Here is a 14366-nt window from a genome sequence, read left to right on the forward strand (position 1 = left end):
AGCCTGCTCGCGATAGCCGGTTCACTCCCACAGACAAATTTCCTGTCCGCTGCCGGTTCCCTCCGGCGGCGGATTTGTTGCGTCACTGCACTGTCATCTTTCTGTCATACAGGATCGCTAGGGTGTGCGCATGAATGATCTGGCCAACTCCACAATGACTACGACTTCCCCTCCCAAGCGCATTGACTTCAATACGCCTGAGCTTCAACGCAAGCGCCGTATTCGTGCGCTCAAGGATCGCCTGACCCGCTGGTACGTCCTGGTTGGCGGCCTGGCCGTCCTGGCCGCCATTACGTTGATCTTCTTCTTCCTGGCCTACGTGGTGCTGCCTCTGTTCCAGGGTGCGGACCTGACCGCCAAGGATTCGATCACTCCGGCCTGGATGCAAGACGCCGGCAAACCCCTGATGATCTCCATCGAAGAACAGAACCAAGTCGCCATGCGGGTTTCCGACAAGGGCCAGGCACTGTTTTTCGATATCAGCAGCGGTGCCGAACTGCGCCGTGTCGACCTGCCGATCCCGGCCGGTGCCAGCGTGACCTCCATTGGCGAAGACCAGCCCGGCAGCCCATTGGTGGCAATCGGTCTGTCCAACGGCCAGGCCTTGGTGTTCCGCCACACTTATAAAGTCACCTACCCGGACGGCAAGAAAACCATCTCGCCCGCCGTCGAATACCCTTATGGCGAGACGCCGATCACGTTGAACGAACAGGGCGCGGCCCTGGAACATGTCAGCCTCAACGCCACCGATTCGACCCTGCTGCTGGCCGGTTCCAGCGGTGCCCAACTGCACGTGCTGTCGCTCACCAGCGAAGAGAACATGATGACCGGTGAGGTCACCAGCGAGCAGACGCGCATCGACCTGCCGCAGATGACCGAGCCGGTGAAAAACATCTTCGTCGACCCACGCCAGCAATGGTTGTATGTGGTCAACGGGCGTGCCCAGGCCGATGTGTTCAGCCTGCGGGACAAGAGCCTCAACGGCCGCTACAAACTGCTGGAGAACGCCGACGCCCAAGTCACCGCCGTCACTCAGTTGGTGGGCGGGATCTCGCTGATCATCGGCGACTCCAAGGGTGGCCTGGCCCAGTGGTTCATGGCGCGCGATCCGGATGGCGAGTTGCGCTTCAAACAGATTCGTACCTTCCAGATGGGTAGCGCGCCGATCGTCGAGATCAGCGCCGAAGAACGCCGCAAAGGTTTCGTTGCCCTCGACGCCGCCGGCAAGCTCGGCGTGTTCCACAGCACCGCCCACCGCACCCTGCTGGTGGACCAGGTGGTCGACGGCCAGGGGCTGTTCGGCATGTCGCCCCGGGCGAACCGCCTGATCGTGGAACAAGGCGGCAAGCTGCAACCGCTGACGCTGGACAACCCGCATCCGGAAGTTTCGTGGAGCGCGTTGTGGAGCAAGGTCTGGTACGAAAACTACGACGAACCCAAGTACGTCTGGCAATCAACCGCCGCCAACACCGACTTCGAACCCAAGCTGAGCCTCTCGCCACTGACCTTCGGTACCTTGAAAGCGGCGTTCTACGCGATGCTGCTGGCCGCGCCGCTGGCGGTTGCCGCGGCGATCTACACCGCTTATTTCATGGCCCCGGGCATGCGCCGCAAGGTCAAGCCGGTGATCGAGCTGATGGAAGCGATGCCGACAGTGATCCTCGGTTTCTTCGCCGGCCTGTTCCTGGCGCCGTACGTCGAAGGGCACTTGCCGGGCATCTTCAGCCTGCTGATGTTGCTGCCAATCGGCATCCTGGTCGCCGGTTTCGCCTTCAGCCGCCTGCCGGAATCCATTCGCCTGAGGGTTCCGGACGGCTGGGAAAGCGCCCTGCTGATCCCGGTAATCCTGTTCGTGGGCTGGCTCTCTCTGTACATGAGCCCCTACATGGAAGCCTGGTTCTTCGGCGGCGACATGCGCATGTGGATCTCCCATGACCTGGGCATCACCTACGACCAGCGCAACGCCTTGGTGGTCGGCCTGGCGATGGGCTTTGCGGTGATCCCGAACATTTATTCCATCGCCGAAGACGCGGTGTTCAGCGTGCCCCGCGGCCTGACCCTGGGCTCCCTGGCCCTCGGTGCCACGCCGTGGCAGACCATGACCCGCGTGGTGATCCTCACCGCCAGCCCCGGCATCTTCTCGGCGCTGATGATCGGCATGGGCCGTGCGGTGGGCGAGACCATGATCGTGCTGATGGCCACCGGTAACACGCCGGTCATGGAAATGAACCTGTTCGAAGGCCTGCGCACCCTGGCGGCCAACGTGGCGGTGGAAATGCCTGAGTCGGAAGTCGGCGGCAGCCATTACCGCGTGCTGTTCCTGTCGGCACTGGTGCTGCTGTTGTTCACCTTCGTCATGAACACCCTCGCCGAGCTGATCCGTCAGCGTCTGCGCAAGAAATATTCGGCGCTTTAAGGAAGGTAGAAGTCTGTGAAACAGAACTCCCTGAAAGGATGGTTCAAGAGCGGCGCCCCCGGCGTCTGGATCAGCGGTGGCGCGGTGTCCATCGCGGTCATCATGACCATTGGCCTGCTGGCGGTGATCGCTGTGCGCGGCCTGGGCCACTTCTGGCCGGCGGACCTGATCCACGCCAACTACAACGTGCCGGGCATGCCTGCGCACCTGGTGGTCGGCGAAGTCGTGCAGAAAGAAGAAGTGCCTCGCGAGCGCCTGAAAAGCGCCGGCTTGCCGGTGCCGGACGAAGGCCCCGAGTTCATGACCCGCGAACTGATCAAGGTCGGCAACCGGGACCTGAACGGCACCGACTTCACCTGGATCGTCGGCGACTGGCTGACTAACCAGACCACGCCGCCGGAGTTGATGGCCATCGAGCGTCGTGAGTGGGGCAACTTCTACGGCTACCTGGTCAACGTCAAGGAAGACGGCAAGGTCATCGCTGAAGGCGAGGCCGCCTGGCCGCAACTGCAGGCTCGCGTACAGCGAGTCAACCAGTTGGCCGCCGAGCTCAAGACCCTGGAAAAAGTCGACATCGGTGCAATCAACGCCGGCCTTGAGCGCATCCGCCTGCACGGTCGCAAACTGGAGCTGGACGGCAAGCTCGATGCCGCCGCCCAAGCGGATCTGGAAAGCGAGCGCGCCGAACTCAATGCCCGCTACAAGGATATCGAAGCGCGCCTGTCTGACTTGCACGCCCAATTCAACCGCGACAGCCTGACTGCCCGCGATGCCAACGGCAAGGAAGTGGAGATCGGCATCGGCAAGGTGGTGCACGCCTACCAGCCGAACGGCATGGGTACGTTCACCAAGGTCGGTTTCTATTTCAGCAAAGTCTGGGAATTCCTCAGCGACGACCCCCGTGAAGCCAACACCGAAGGCGGCATCTTCCCGGCTATTTTCGGCACGGTGATGATGACCCTGATCATGGCGATGATCGTGACGCCGTTCGGCGTGCTGGCGGCTGTTTATCTGCGTGAATACGCCCGCCAAGGGCCGATGACCCGCCTGATCCGCATCGCGGTGAACAACCTGGCCGGCGTTCCGGCGATCGTCTACGGTGTGTTTGGCTTGGGCTTCTTCGTCTATGTGCTGGGTGGTTCGGTCGACCGGCTGTTCTTCCCTGAAGCCTTGCCGGCGCCGACCTTCGGTACCCCGGGCCTGCTCTGGGCGTCCCTGACCCTGGCACTGCTGGCGGTGCCGGTGGTGATCGTCGCCACCGAGGAAGGCCTGGCGCGGATCCCGCGGACCGTGCGCGAAGGCTCCCTGGCCCTCGGCGCGACCAAGGCCGAGACCCTGTGGAAAATCGTCCTGCCGATGGCGAGCCCGGCGATGATGACCGGGATGATCCTCGCCGTGGCCCGTGCCGCCGGTGAAGTGGCGCCGCTGATGCTGGTGGGCGTGGTGAAACTGGCCCCGTCGCTGCCACTGGACGGCAACTACCCGTACCTGCACTTGGACCAGAAGATCATGCACCTGGGCTTCCATATCTATGACGTGGGCTTCCAGAGCCCGAACGTCGAAGCGGCACGGCCGCTGGTGTACGCCACGGCGCTGCTGCTGGTGCTGGTGATCGCGATACTGAACCTGTCGGCGGTATGGATCCGTAATCACCTGCGCGAGAAGTACAAGGCACTGGATAGCTGATTACACATTGATTTTCTGTGGGAGCGAGCCTGCTCGCGATGGCATCACCTCGGTTCAACGCCAACCGAGTCGTCTGAATCGCGAGCAGGCGCACTCCCACAAATACACAGATTGGCATGGCCACTCAGTGGTCAACCGAACCGAATTTGTTAGCACAGGGAGCCTCCCATGCAACACGAAGCACATACACACGGCATCAACATGTCGGCCCTGGGCCGCGACAAGCAGAGCCTGGACCTGGCCCAGGAAACCGTGGCCATCGAAGTGCCCGGCCTGAATCTGTTTTACGGCGAGAAGCAGGCGCTGTATGACGTCAGCCTGAACATCCCGAAACAGCGCGTCACCGCGTTCATCGGCCCGTCGGGCTGCGGCAAGTCCACCTTGCTGCGTACCTTCAACCGCATGAACGACCTGGTTGACGGTTGCCGCGTTGAAGGCGAAATCAACCTCTATGGCAACAACATCTACCGCAAGGGCGAAGACGTGGCCGAGCTGCGTCGCCGCGTAGGCATGGTGTTCCAGAAGCCCAACCCCTTTCCGAAAACCATCTACGAGAACGTGGTCTACGGCTTGCGCATCCAGGGCATCAACAAGAAGCGCATCCTCGACGAAGCCGTGGAATGGGCCCTCAAGGGCGCTGCACTGTGGGATGAGGTCAAGGATCGCCTGCATGAATCGGCCCTCGGTCTGTCCGGCGGCCAGCAGCAACGCCTGGTGATCGCCCGCACCATCGCCGTAGAACCGGAAGTGCTGCTGCTCGACGAGCCCTGCTCGGCCCTGGACCCGATCTCGACGCTGAAAGTCGAAGAGCTGATCTACGAGCTCAAGTCCAAGTTCACCATCGTCATCGTGACCCACAACATGCAACAGGCTGCGCGGGTTTCCGACTACACCGCGTTCATGTACATGGGCAAACTGGTGGAATTCGGCGATACCGATACGCTGTTCACCAATCCGGCCAAGAAACAGACCGAGGACTACATCACCGGTCGTTACGGCTAGTCGAGGCGGCTGCATAGCCGCGCTGTGCTATCAGGATCAACATTTAACTGCTTGAAGCTTGCAGCTTGAAGCTTGCAACTTTCGCGGAGCGAACAAGATGATTTCGAAGGAAGGCCTTACTCACCACATTTCCGCACAGTTCAACGCCGAGCTGGAGGAAGTACGCAGTCACTTGCTGGCCATGGGCGGGCTGGTGGAAAAGCAGGTCAACGACGCGGTGACCGCGCTGATCGAGGCCGATTCGGGCCTGGCCCAGCAGGTGCGCGAAATCGATGACCAGATCAACCAGATGGAGCGCAACATCGACGAGGAGTGCCTGCGTATCCTGGCCCGTCGTCAGCCAGCTGCTTCTGACCTGCGCCTGATCATCAGCATCTCCAAGTCGGTGATCGATCTTGAGCGGATCGGCGACGAAGCCACCAAGATCGCCCGTCGTGCCATCCAATTGTGCGAAGAGGGCGAGGCGCCGCGCGGTTACGTCGAGGTTCGCCACATTGGCGACCAGGTGCGCAACATGGTCCGCGATGCACTGGACGCCTTCGCCCGCTTCGACGCCGACCTGGCGCTGTCGGTGGCCCAGTACGACAAGATCATCGACCGCGAATACAAGACGGCCCTGCGCGAGCTGGCGACCTACATGATGGAAGACCCGCGTTCCATCTCGCGGGTGTTGAGCATTATCTGGGTGCTGCGTTCTCTGGAGCGTATCGGCGATCATGCGCGCAACATCTCGGAACTTGTCATTTATCTGGTGCGCGGTACCGATGTGCGGCATCTGGGGCTCAAGCGCATGAAGGAAGAAGTTGAGGGCACCCCGTCCGAAAACGCTAATGTTCCGGGCGAAACTGACGATAAGTAAGATTGCCAAGAAAAGCGCCCGGCCTTCTGGTCGGGCTTTTTTTGGGTTTTTTTTAATCGACAGCAGCACCCCGCGAACGAAAAGTCCCGGCGTGACTGAAGGTTTTTTGGCAATGTGCCATCAGTAAAAGCGGTATGCTTGCCGGGATTTTTTAGAGGTGTATCTGGATGAGTAAGGTCAGTGTGTTGGTCGTGGACGATGCTTCGTTCATTCGTGACCTGGTGAAGAAGTGCCTGCGCAACTACTTCCCGGGCGTGCGCATCGAAGACGCGGTGAACGGCAAGAAAGCCCAGGCCCTGCTGGCTCGCGAGGCGTTCGACCTGGTGCTGTGCGATTGGGAAATGCCGGAAATGTCCGGCCTGGAACTGCTGACCTGGTGCCGCCAGCAGGACACCCTCAAGGGCATGCCGTTCGTGATGGTCACCAGCCGCGGCGACAAGGAAAACGTCGTCCAGGCGATCCAGGCCGGCGTTTCCGGCTATGTCAGCAAGCCATTCACCAACGAACAGTTGCTGACCAAGGTCAAGCAGGCCCTGCATAAGGTCGGCAAGCTCGACACGCTGATGAACAGTGCCCCGACCAAGATGAACTCGGCGTTCGGCAATGATTCCTTGAGCGCCCTGACGGGCGGTAAGGCTCCAGTTGCGGCGGTTGCTTCGGCGCCTGCCGCCCCTGCGCCGGCCCCAGCCGCTGCGGCTCGTGGCTTGCTCAACAGCCCGCCGGTCAAGGCACCGGCCGCCGCCGCTTCGACGACCAACCGTGGCCAAGGCCAGTTGCGCCTGTCCAGCGGCACCCAGCAATGCGTGATCAAGGCCTTGAGCCTCAAGGAAGCGCTGCTGGTGGTCAAGCGCTCCGACACCCTGCCGCAAGTACTCGAAGGCGCGGTGCTGGACATGGAGCAGGGCGACAACGCCGAAACCGCTCGTCTCAATGGCTACCTGCACGCCATCGTCGCCCATGAACAGACGCCCGACAGCGAATGGCTGCAACTGACGTTCCGCTTCGTCGACAAAGACCCGCAGAAACTCGACTACATCTCCCGCCTGATCGCCCGCGGTACGGCGCAGAAGCACTTCGTGCCTGGCGCCTGATCCCCGGCGGCGCCTGTCAGGCCGCCATCGCGAGCAGGCTCGCTCCCACATTGGATCTGCGCTGAATGCAGATCCAATGCTCACTGAGACAACTGTGGGAGCGAGCCTGCTCGCGATGGGGCCATCGGTCTCCCACCAACCCATTTTGAAACATCCGTCGACTACGCTGGTCCATCCCAGCTGCTAGGCTGCTGTGCAGGCCTTCATTTTTCGACAGAACCTTTGCCCATGCTCGCGCCCCTGCTGTTCGCCTGCGGTCTGGTCCTGGCCTCCACTTCGGCCATGGCCATGACGATCTACAAATCCACCGACGCCAATGGCGTGGTGTCCTACAGTGACCGTCCCAGCAAGGGCGCTCAGGTGTTCGTGTTCCGCGACCGCATGGTCGAGCGCCTGGAGCGACAGGTCTTTCTTGATATCAAGAAGCAGAAGGGCGGGGATGCGGTGTTCGTGCGCAACGATTTGTATGCGCCGGTGGAGATCGAGTTGAGTTTCACTGGGGTGCGCAATGTCATCGGTGCGCCGAGCCGGCCGATTCGGCGGGTGCTGCCGGCGCGCAGCAACCTGCGCCTGGCGCTGCTCACGGCCACGCAGCCTGGCAGGCCCCTGGTGTACACCCCACGGTTCGAATATTCCTTGGGCGACCCTGCCGGCACGGCGCAGGCCTATCAGTACCCGCTGCCGTGGCGTGGCGGGCCGTTCCGGCTCAGCCAGGGGGCCAACGGCCAATACAGCCATTACGGCCCGAAGAACCGCTACGCCATGGACATCGCCATGCCCGAAGGCACGCCGATCATCGCGGCGCGCGGAGGCGTGGTGATCAAGACTGAAAATCAGCAGACCGGCCGCGGGGACGACCCTTCGGGCAACTTCGTGCGAGTACTGCACGATGACGGGACGATGGGCGTCTACCTGCACCTGCAGAAAGGCTCGGTGAGCGTACGGGAAGGGCAGCGGGTCGGAGTGGGCACGCCGTTGGCGTTGTCGGGCAATACCGGCAACAGTTCGGGCCCGCACCTGCATTTCGTGGTGCAGCGCAATACCGGATTGGGGCTGGTATCGATTCCCTACCAGTTCAATCAACCGGTGGGAGAGTTGCCCAACTTTGCGTTGGGCAAGCAGTAACTCTGGAGATTCGAGGGGCTTTTTGTGGCGAGGGAGCTTGCTCCCGCTGGGTCGCGAAGCGGTCCCAAAAACGACGACTGCTTCGCAGCCGAGCGGGAGCAAGCTCCCTCGCCACAGGGGTTTATGCCCTCTTGCGGGCCGGTTGATGCTCAATCGAGCATCAAAACCTTCGCCAGGATGATCTTCGGTCCTTTCATCTTCTTGATGATGATCCGCAGGCCTTCGACTTCCAGCACTTCTTCCTCTTCCGGCACGCGCTTGAGGGTTTCATAGACCAACCCGGCCAGCGTTTCGGCTTCGATGTGGTCCAGATCGATCCCCAGCAAGCGCTCGACCTTGAACAGCGGCGTATCGCCACGTACCAACAGCTTGCCCGGCTGGTAGGCCAGGATGCCGCGTTCGGCCTTGCGGTGTTCGTCCTGGATGTCGCCCACCAGTACTTCCAGCACGTCTTCCATGGTCAGGTAGCCGATGATGTTGCCGTCGGCTTCCTCGACCAGGGCGAAGTGCGAGCCGCCCTTGCGGAACTGCTCAAGCAACTGCGACAGCGGCATGTGTCGCGATACGCGCTCCAGCGGCCTGGTCAGTTCGGCCAGGTTGAACGACTCGGGGATGTGATCCAGGGCCGCCAGTTCCAGCAGCAGGTCCTTGATGTGCAGCAGGCCGACGAACTCCTGGCGCTCACTGTCGTACACCGGATAACGGCTGAATTTGTGGCGACGGAACATCGCCAGGATTTCCTTGAGTGGCGCGTTGAACTCCAGCGTCACCAGGTCTTCCCGGGAGTTGGCCCAGTCCACCACTTCCAGCTCGCCCATCTCCACGGCCGAGGCCAGCACGCGCATGCCCTGGTCGCTGGGGTCCTGGCCACGGCTGGAGTGCAGGATCAACTTCAGTTCTTCGCGGCTGTAGTGGTGTTCGTGATGGGGGCCGGGCTCGCCTTGGCCGGCGATGCGCAGGATGGCGTTGGCGCTGGCGTTGAGCAGGTAGATCGCCGGGTACATGGCCCAGTAGAACAGGTACAGCGGCACGGCGGTCCACAGCGACAGCAGCTCGGGTTTGCGAATCGCCCAGGATTTGGGTGCCAGCTCACCGACCACGATGTGCAGGTACGAAATGATGAAGAACGCGGTGAAGAACGACACGCCCTTGATCACTTCCGGCGACTGTACGCCGACCGCGCCCAGCAACGGTTCGAGGATATGGGCGAACGCCGGCTCACCGACCCAGCCCAGGCCCAGGGAGGCCAGGGTGATGCCCAGCTGACAGGCCGACAGGTAAGCGTCGAGCTGGCTGTGGACGGTGCGCAGGATATGCCCGCGCCAGCCATTCTGCTCGGCAATGGCCTCGACCCGGGTCGAGCGTAGCTTGACCATGGCGAATTCCGCCGCAACGAAAAAGCCGTTGAGCAAAACCAGGATCAGAGCAAAAAGAATCATGCCGAATTCGGCGAAGAGTGTAACGAGGGACAAGCCAGGGGAAGGGTCCATGATGGAGTTTTGCGGGTTCCGTATAGTCGTAGAAGTTGGAAATGAGCGCCTGAAAAGGCAGGCACAAGTCAGTCAATGTAGCGGCTGGCTCGGCGATTGCCTAGGGGGCGCTCTCAATCAGCGGGGCGGGCGAGGCGTGCGCGAACCACCTGGGCCGGGGCGAAATGGCAGGTAAAGGTGCTGCCATGGCCGGGTACGCTGCTGATTTCCATGCGGGCGCGATGGCGCAGCAGGACGTGTTTGACGATGGCCAGGCCCAACCCTGTGCCCCCGGTATTGGAGTTGCGGCTGGAGTCGACGCGGTAGAAACGTTCGGTCAGGCGCGGCAGGTGCTTGCTGTCGATGCCGATGCCCGAATCGCGCACACTCAGGTGCGCGCCTTGCTCATCGCCCCACCAGCGCACATGGATCCGACCTTGCTCCGGCGTGTACTTGACCGCGTTGAACACCAGGTTGGAGAACGCACTGCGCAGTTCCGCCTCGCTGCCTTTGAGCTGCACGGCCGGATCGGCTTCCAGGGTAATGGTCTGCTGCTTGGGGCCGGACAGTTCCTGTGCATCTTCGACAATGGTTTGCAGCAGATCGTCGATGGGCACCGGCTGGTTGTCCGACGGGTAATCGGTGGCCTCCAGTTTCGCCAGCAGCAACAAGTCGTTGAGCAGGGTCTGCATGCGCCCGCTTTGCTGGTGCATCTGCTGCAAGGCCCGGGTCCAACGCGGGTTCACCTCCTCGACATTATCGAGCAGGGTTTCCAGATAACCGCAGATCACCGTCAATGGCGTGCGCAGTTCGTGGGAAACGTTGGCGATGAAGTCTTTGCGCATCTGTTCCAACTGATGGATACGCGTGACGTCGCGCACCAGCATCAGGTGCTCGTTGTTGCCGTAGCGCGTGATGTACAGCTGGATACGCAGCCGATCATTGGTCGGCGAAGGAATCTCCAGCGGCTCGGCGTAATTACCCTGCTCGAAATACTCCTTGAAGCGCGGGTGACGCACCAGGTTGGTCACCGGTTGGCCGCTGTCCTGTGGGGTCTTGAGGCCCAGCAGGGTCTCGGCGGCGCGGTTCCACCACTCCAGGTTGCCGTCGCTGTCGAGCATGATCACCGCGTCTTTCAGCGCGGCGGTGGACTCCTGGACCCGGTCGATCACCGCCTGCAGGCGCCCGCGAACGCGTTGGTCGCGCCGTTGCAGATGGTAGATGCTGTCGAACACCTCACCCCACAGGCCATAGCCGTCGGGCGGGGCTTCGTCGGGTTGGTGCAGGCGCAGCCATTCATGCAGGCGCAGCAATTGCTTGAGGGTCCAGGCCAGGTAAAGCCCCAGGCCTGCGGCCAGGCTCCAGCCGTAATAACCGCTGATCAGGCCGATCAGCAAACAGCCGGTCACCAGCAGCAACATGTGGCGAATCAGGGTGCCATGCCAGTTTTGATTCAATTGAGCGCGCGTCCTTGTCAGCTTGTCGGGCGGTAAGGGCTCGGATCAGGCCTTGGTAGAAAAACGATAACCGGTGCCGCGCACGGTTTGTACAAGATTTTCATAGGCATCGCCGAGGGCCTTGCGCAGGCGGCGGATATGCACGTCCACGGTGCGCTCCTCGACATAGACGTTGCCGCCCCAGACCTGGTCCAGCAGTTGTCCGCGGGTGTAGGCACGTTCCTGGTGAGTCATGAAAAATTGCAGCAGGCGGTATTCGGTCGGGCCCATCTCGGCGGGTTTGCCGTCGATGGTCACGCGGTGGCTGATGGGGTCGAGCAGCAGGCCGCCGACTTCGATGGGCGCTTCGCCGTCGGTCGGTCCGGCACGACGCAGCACGGCCTTCAGGCGTGCCACCAGCTCCCGTGGGGAGAACGGCTTGGTGATGTAGTCGTCGGCGCCCACTTCCAGGCCCTGGATCTTGTTGTCCTCTTCGCCCTTGGCGGTGAGCATGATGATCGGAATATCACCGGTCAGCTCATCGCGCTTGAGGCGTCGCGCCAGTTCGATGCCTGACGTGCCGGGCAGCATCCAGTCCAGCAGGATCAGGTCGGGCTTGCGGTCGACGATGATGGCATGGGCCTGTTGAGAGTTTTCTGCTTCCATGCAGTCATAGCCGGCCATCTCCAACGCAACGGCGATCATCTCGCGGATGGGCGCCTCGTCGTCGACGATCAGAATGCTCCTGCCAACCATGGGGTAATCCTCTTGTCATTTAACTGTCTTGCGCCGCATTAGATAACGGAATTATTGCAGTCGTGTGACAGTTATTTCCTCGAGCGGCAGTGAAGGGGATCCTGGACTAAGCTTTTCAGTCCGAATCCTGACAACCACAAAAGAAGGTTTCCATGAATTACTTCACCCAATCCATCCAGGCGCTGGCGGTAGCGGCTGCCCTGGCGTTGCCGGCATTGGCGTTCGCGGCTGAACCGGCGATGAAAGAAGGCGGCATGTGGACCGATCACCACGGCATGACTTTGTATACGTTTGACAAGGACAAAGGCACCGAGTCAGCGTGCTATGACCAATGCGCGAAGAACTGGCCACCGCTCAAGGTTGAAGGCGCAGCCAAGCCTACGGGCGACTGGACCGTGATCGAACGTAAAGACGATGCGAAGCAGCAGTGGGCCTACAAGGGCAAACCGCTGTATACCTACATTGAAGACAAGAAGGCGGGCGATAAGAATGGTGACGGCAAAGGAGGCGTCTGGCACGTCGCCAAGTAGAATTGACAGACTTCACCAAGGTGAACGCAGATCATTTGTGGCGAGGGGATTGATGTGGGAGCAAGGCTTGCCCGCGATGAAGGCGCTGCGGTCTTTCAGAAATCGAGGCGCCTGGTTCGCGAGCAAGCTTTGCTCCCACAGCAAGCGGGGATAAATCCCCTCGCCACAAGTTAACGGCTTGGAGACCGATGGGCCTCAGCGCAACGCGTAATCCAGCACAATTCCCACGAAAATCGCCAAGCCGGCCCAGTGGTTATGCAAAAACGCCTGGAAGCAGCGCATCCGGTCCCGGCCACGGGTGTACCAGAACTCCCAGGCGAAGCACGTGGCAGCGGCCACCAGCCCCAGGTGGAACCAGCCACCCAGCTGGAATTTCGACCCGGCCAACAGCAGGCAGCCCAAGGCCAGGCCTTGCAACGTCAGGATGATCACCCGGTCGGCGTCGCCAAACAGGATCGCCGTGGATTTCACGCCGATGCGCAGGTCATCGTCCCGGTCGGTCATCGCGTAATAGGTGTCGTAGCCCACCGTCCACAGCAGGTTGGCGATGTACAGCAACCAGGCGGCGGCCGGCAGATGACCGGTTTCGGCGGTGAACGCCATCGGCATGCCCCAGGAGAACGCCGCGCCCAGCACCACTTGTGGGTAGTAGGTATAGCGCTTCATGAACGGGTAGCTGAACGCCAGCGCCAGGCCACCGAGCGATAGCAGGATGGTCGGGGCGTTGGTGCACAGCACCAGCAGGAAGCTCACGCTCATCAACACGGCGAAGAACACCAGCGCCTCTTTCGAACTGATCTTGCCGCTCACCAGCGGGCGCTGCTCGGTGCGTTTGACGTGGCCGTCCACCTTGCGGTCGGCCCAGTCATTGATCACGCAGCCACCGGCGCGAGTCAGCACCACGCCGAGGACGAAAATCACCACGTTGGCGATGGACGGCGAACCTTCCCCGGCAATCCACAACGCCCACAACGTCGGCCACAGCAGCAGGTAAATGCCGATGGGCTTGTCCATGCGGGTCAATTGCACGAAGTCCCACGCCCGTGGATTCAGGCGATTCAAGGATTTGAGCAGTTGCACGTACATCAGAAATTCTCCGAATAGGCGCGGGCGACAGTCCACAAGCGGGGCAGGAAGATTTCCGCCACCAGCACGCTCAACGCACCGCGATCGAAACGCGAACGGCGCCCCCACAACCCGCTGGCGCGGACGTCTTCCGGCAACCCGGCCTCGGGATAATGGCAAACCTCGATGGCCCGGCGCTGGAACGCCTGGTCGCAGAACAGCAATTCCCCCAGGGAGCGGCTGCCCAGTTCGTCCATCTGCAAGCCGTCGCCCTGCAAGGCGCTGCGCGCCGCCACACTGCGGGCGAACACCCAAGGCTGGTCGCGACCGCGCAGATACACCTCGCGTACCCAGCCCTCGCTGCCCTCGGCCAGGTCCAGCGCGGCACATTCGTCGGCGCGCAATGGCTGCCAGCCTTCGAACAGCGGCGTCACGCTGAAATGGCCGTCCGACAGGCGCGTGAGGCGTCGGGTCAGGGAGCCTTCGTCGAACAGCCAGTCGAGCACGCGCGCATCGGGGCGCGGCGACAGCAGGTGCTGGGGCAGCCATTGGAGTGTAGGAAATATCGAATTTGTATGCGGCACAGAGGTCTTGAATGGCAGCAAAGGAGGGCGCGAGCTTACCATGTCGGTCGCTGGTTTTGACTGGCCCGGCCTGTAGCCTTCCGATCGTGCTTGCATCTGTCGCAAGCGATCAGTACAAAACGGCCCTGAGCCGGAAAATATCGGCCATGGCCTGACATCTTGAGGAAGTATTGGAATGAAGAAGTGGCAATGTATCGTCTGCGGCCTGATCTACAACGAAGCTGACGGCTGGCCTGACGATGGCATCGCGCCCGGCACCCGCTGGGAGGACGTACCGGCAGACTGGCTGTGCCCGGACTGCGGCGTCGGCAAGATGGATTTCGAAATGATCGAAATCAACTGATCGT

The 14366-nt window shown here is 61.6% G+C and carries 13 protein-coding genes; 8 read left to right on the top strand and 5 right to left on the bottom strand.

Translation table 11 applies throughout. The features are described from left to right. The first annotated feature begins 382 nt into the window (after nucleotides 1-382). The 6 genes from PBDP_RS00725 to PBDP_RS00750 all read left to right on the top strand — a co-directional run bounded on the left by PBDP_RS00725 (nucleotide 383) and on the right by PBDP_RS00750 (nucleotide 8179). Nucleotides 383-2416 (top strand): ABC transporter permease subunit, encoded by a 2034-nt coding sequence (locus PBDP_RS00725; protein ID WP_176689601.1) that lies wholly within the window; start codon nucleotides 383-385, stop codon nucleotides 2414-2416. Between the two features lie 15 nt (nucleotides 2417-2431). Next, nucleotides 2432-4102: a phosphate ABC transporter permease PstA gene (gene pstA, locus PBDP_RS00730; RefSeq protein WP_212801694.1), complete on the top strand. Its 1671-nt coding sequence runs from the start codon at nucleotides 2432-2434 to the stop codon at nucleotides 4100-4102. Nucleotides 4103-4270: 168 nt separating this feature from the next. Continuing rightward, on the top strand, nucleotides 4271-5104 hold the full coding sequence (gene pstB / locus PBDP_RS00735) for a phosphate ABC transporter ATP-binding protein PstB (protein ID WP_072411200.1): 834 nt from the start codon (nucleotides 4271-4273) through the stop codon (nucleotides 5102-5104). Between the two features lie 97 nt (nucleotides 5105-5201). Further along, complete coding sequence (gene phoU / locus PBDP_RS00740; RefSeq protein ID WP_109756528.1) at nucleotides 5202-5963, top strand: phosphate signaling complex protein PhoU; 762 nt, start codon at nucleotides 5202-5204, stop codon at nucleotides 5961-5963. Between the two features lie 167 nt (nucleotides 5964-6130). Next, on the top strand, nucleotides 6131-7054 hold the full coding sequence (locus PBDP_RS00745; RefSeq protein ID WP_163855886.1) for a response regulator: 924 nt from the start codon (nucleotides 6131-6133) through the stop codon (nucleotides 7052-7054). A gap of 228 nt (nucleotides 7055-7282) precedes the next feature. Beyond that, nucleotides 7283-8179 (top strand): peptidoglycan DD-metalloendopeptidase family protein, encoded by an 897-nt coding sequence (locus PBDP_RS00750; protein WP_109756530.1) that lies wholly within the window; start codon nucleotides 7283-7285, stop codon nucleotides 8177-8179. 149 nt (nucleotides 8180-8328) lie between these two features. Here the strand turns inward: PBDP_RS00750 and PBDP_RS00755 are convergent, their stop codons facing one another. From PBDP_RS00755 to phoB, 3 genes are all read right to left on the bottom strand, one after another. Continuing rightward, nucleotides 8329-9669, bottom strand: coding sequence for a hemolysin family protein (locus PBDP_RS00755; RefSeq protein ID WP_014335895.1), 1341 nt, complete (start codon nucleotides 9667-9669; stop codon nucleotides 8329-8331). A gap of 113 nt (nucleotides 9670-9782) precedes the next feature. After that, a complete protein-coding gene (gene phoR, locus PBDP_RS00760; protein ID WP_232201707.1) occupies nucleotides 9783-11069 on the bottom strand; it encodes a phosphate regulon sensor histidine kinase PhoR in 1287 nt (428 codons plus the stop codon). Nucleotides 11070-11150: 81 nt separating this feature from the next. Beyond that, a complete protein-coding gene (gene phoB, locus PBDP_RS00765; protein ID WP_003177195.1) occupies nucleotides 11151-11840 on the bottom strand; it encodes a phosphate regulon transcriptional regulator PhoB in 690 nt (229 codons plus the stop codon). A gap of 152 nt (nucleotides 11841-11992) precedes the next feature. Here phoB and PBDP_RS00770 point away from each other — a divergent pair, with 152 nt between their 5' ends. Further along, entirely contained in the window at nucleotides 11993-12370 is a 378-nt protein-coding gene (locus tag PBDP_RS00770; RefSeq protein ID WP_212801695.1) for a COG4315 family predicted lipoprotein, read from the top strand. A gap of 195 nt (nucleotides 12371-12565) precedes the next feature. On the opposite strand, the gene ubiA is transcribed toward PBDP_RS00770, so the two are convergent. Both ubiA and PBDP_RS00780 read right to left on the bottom strand, forming a co-directional pair. Continuing rightward, entirely contained in the window at nucleotides 12566-13456 is an 891-nt protein-coding gene (gene ubiA, locus PBDP_RS00775) for a 4-hydroxybenzoate octaprenyltransferase (RefSeq protein ID WP_109756533.1), read from the bottom strand. Then, nucleotides 13456-14019, bottom strand: a complete 564-nt coding sequence (locus PBDP_RS00780) for a chorismate--pyruvate lyase family protein (RefSeq protein ID WP_116834299.1) — start codon at nucleotides 14017-14019, stop codon at nucleotides 13456-13458. Before PBDP_RS00780 ends, ubiA begins: the two co-directional genes overlap by 1 nt. Before the next feature lie 175 nt (nucleotides 14020-14194). Between PBDP_RS00780 and PBDP_RS00785 the strand changes: the two genes are divergently transcribed. Then, complete coding sequence (locus tag PBDP_RS00785; protein WP_003177199.1) at nucleotides 14195-14362, top strand: rubredoxin; 168 nt, start codon at nucleotides 14195-14197, stop codon at nucleotides 14360-14362. Nucleotides 14363-14366 lie beyond the last annotated feature (4 nt).

The organism is Pseudomonas sp. St290 (assembly GCF_018325805.1).
Lineage (GTDB): Bacteria > Pseudomonadota > Gammaproteobacteria > Pseudomonadales > Pseudomonadaceae > Aquipseudomonas > Aquipseudomonas bijieensis.

Coding starts and splice junctions, on each gene's coding strand:
- PBDP_RS00785 (WP_003177199.1), top strand. CDS start 14,195: ATGAAGAAGTGGCAATGTATCGTCTGCGGCCTGATCTACAACGAAGCT.
- PBDP_RS00770 (WP_212801695.1), top strand. CDS start 11,993: ATGAATTACTTCACCCAATCCATCCAGGCGCTGGCGGTAGCGGCTGCC.
- ubiA (WP_109756533.1), bottom strand. CDS start 13,456: ATGTACGTGCAACTGCTCAAATCCTTGAATCGCCTGAATCCACGGGCG.
- PBDP_RS00745 (WP_163855886.1), top strand. CDS start 6,131: ATGAGTAAGGTCAGTGTGTTGGTCGTGGACGATGCTTCGTTCATTCGT.
- PBDP_RS00755 (WP_014335895.1), bottom strand. CDS start 9,669: ATGGACCCTTCCCCTGGCTTGTCCCTCGTTACACTCTTCGCCGAATTC.
- pstB (WP_072411200.1), top strand. CDS start 4,271: ATGCAACACGAAGCACATACACACGGCATCAACATGTCGGCCCTGGGC.
- PBDP_RS00750 (WP_109756530.1), top strand. CDS start 7,283: ATGCTCGCGCCCCTGCTGTTCGCCTGCGGTCTGGTCCTGGCCTCCACT.
- phoR (WP_232201707.1), bottom strand. CDS start 11,069: ATGTTGCTGCTGGTGACCGGCTGTTTGCTGATCGGCCTGATCAGCGGT.
- phoU (WP_109756528.1), top strand. CDS start 5,202: ATGATTTCGAAGGAAGGCCTTACTCACCACATTTCCGCACAGTTCAAC.
- PBDP_RS00725 (WP_176689601.1), top strand. CDS start 383: ATGCAAGACGCCGGCAAACCCCTGATGATCTCCATCGAAGAACAGAAC.
- phoB (WP_003177195.1), bottom strand. CDS start 11,840: ATGGTTGGCAGGAGCATTCTGATCGTCGACGACGAGGCGCCCATCCGC.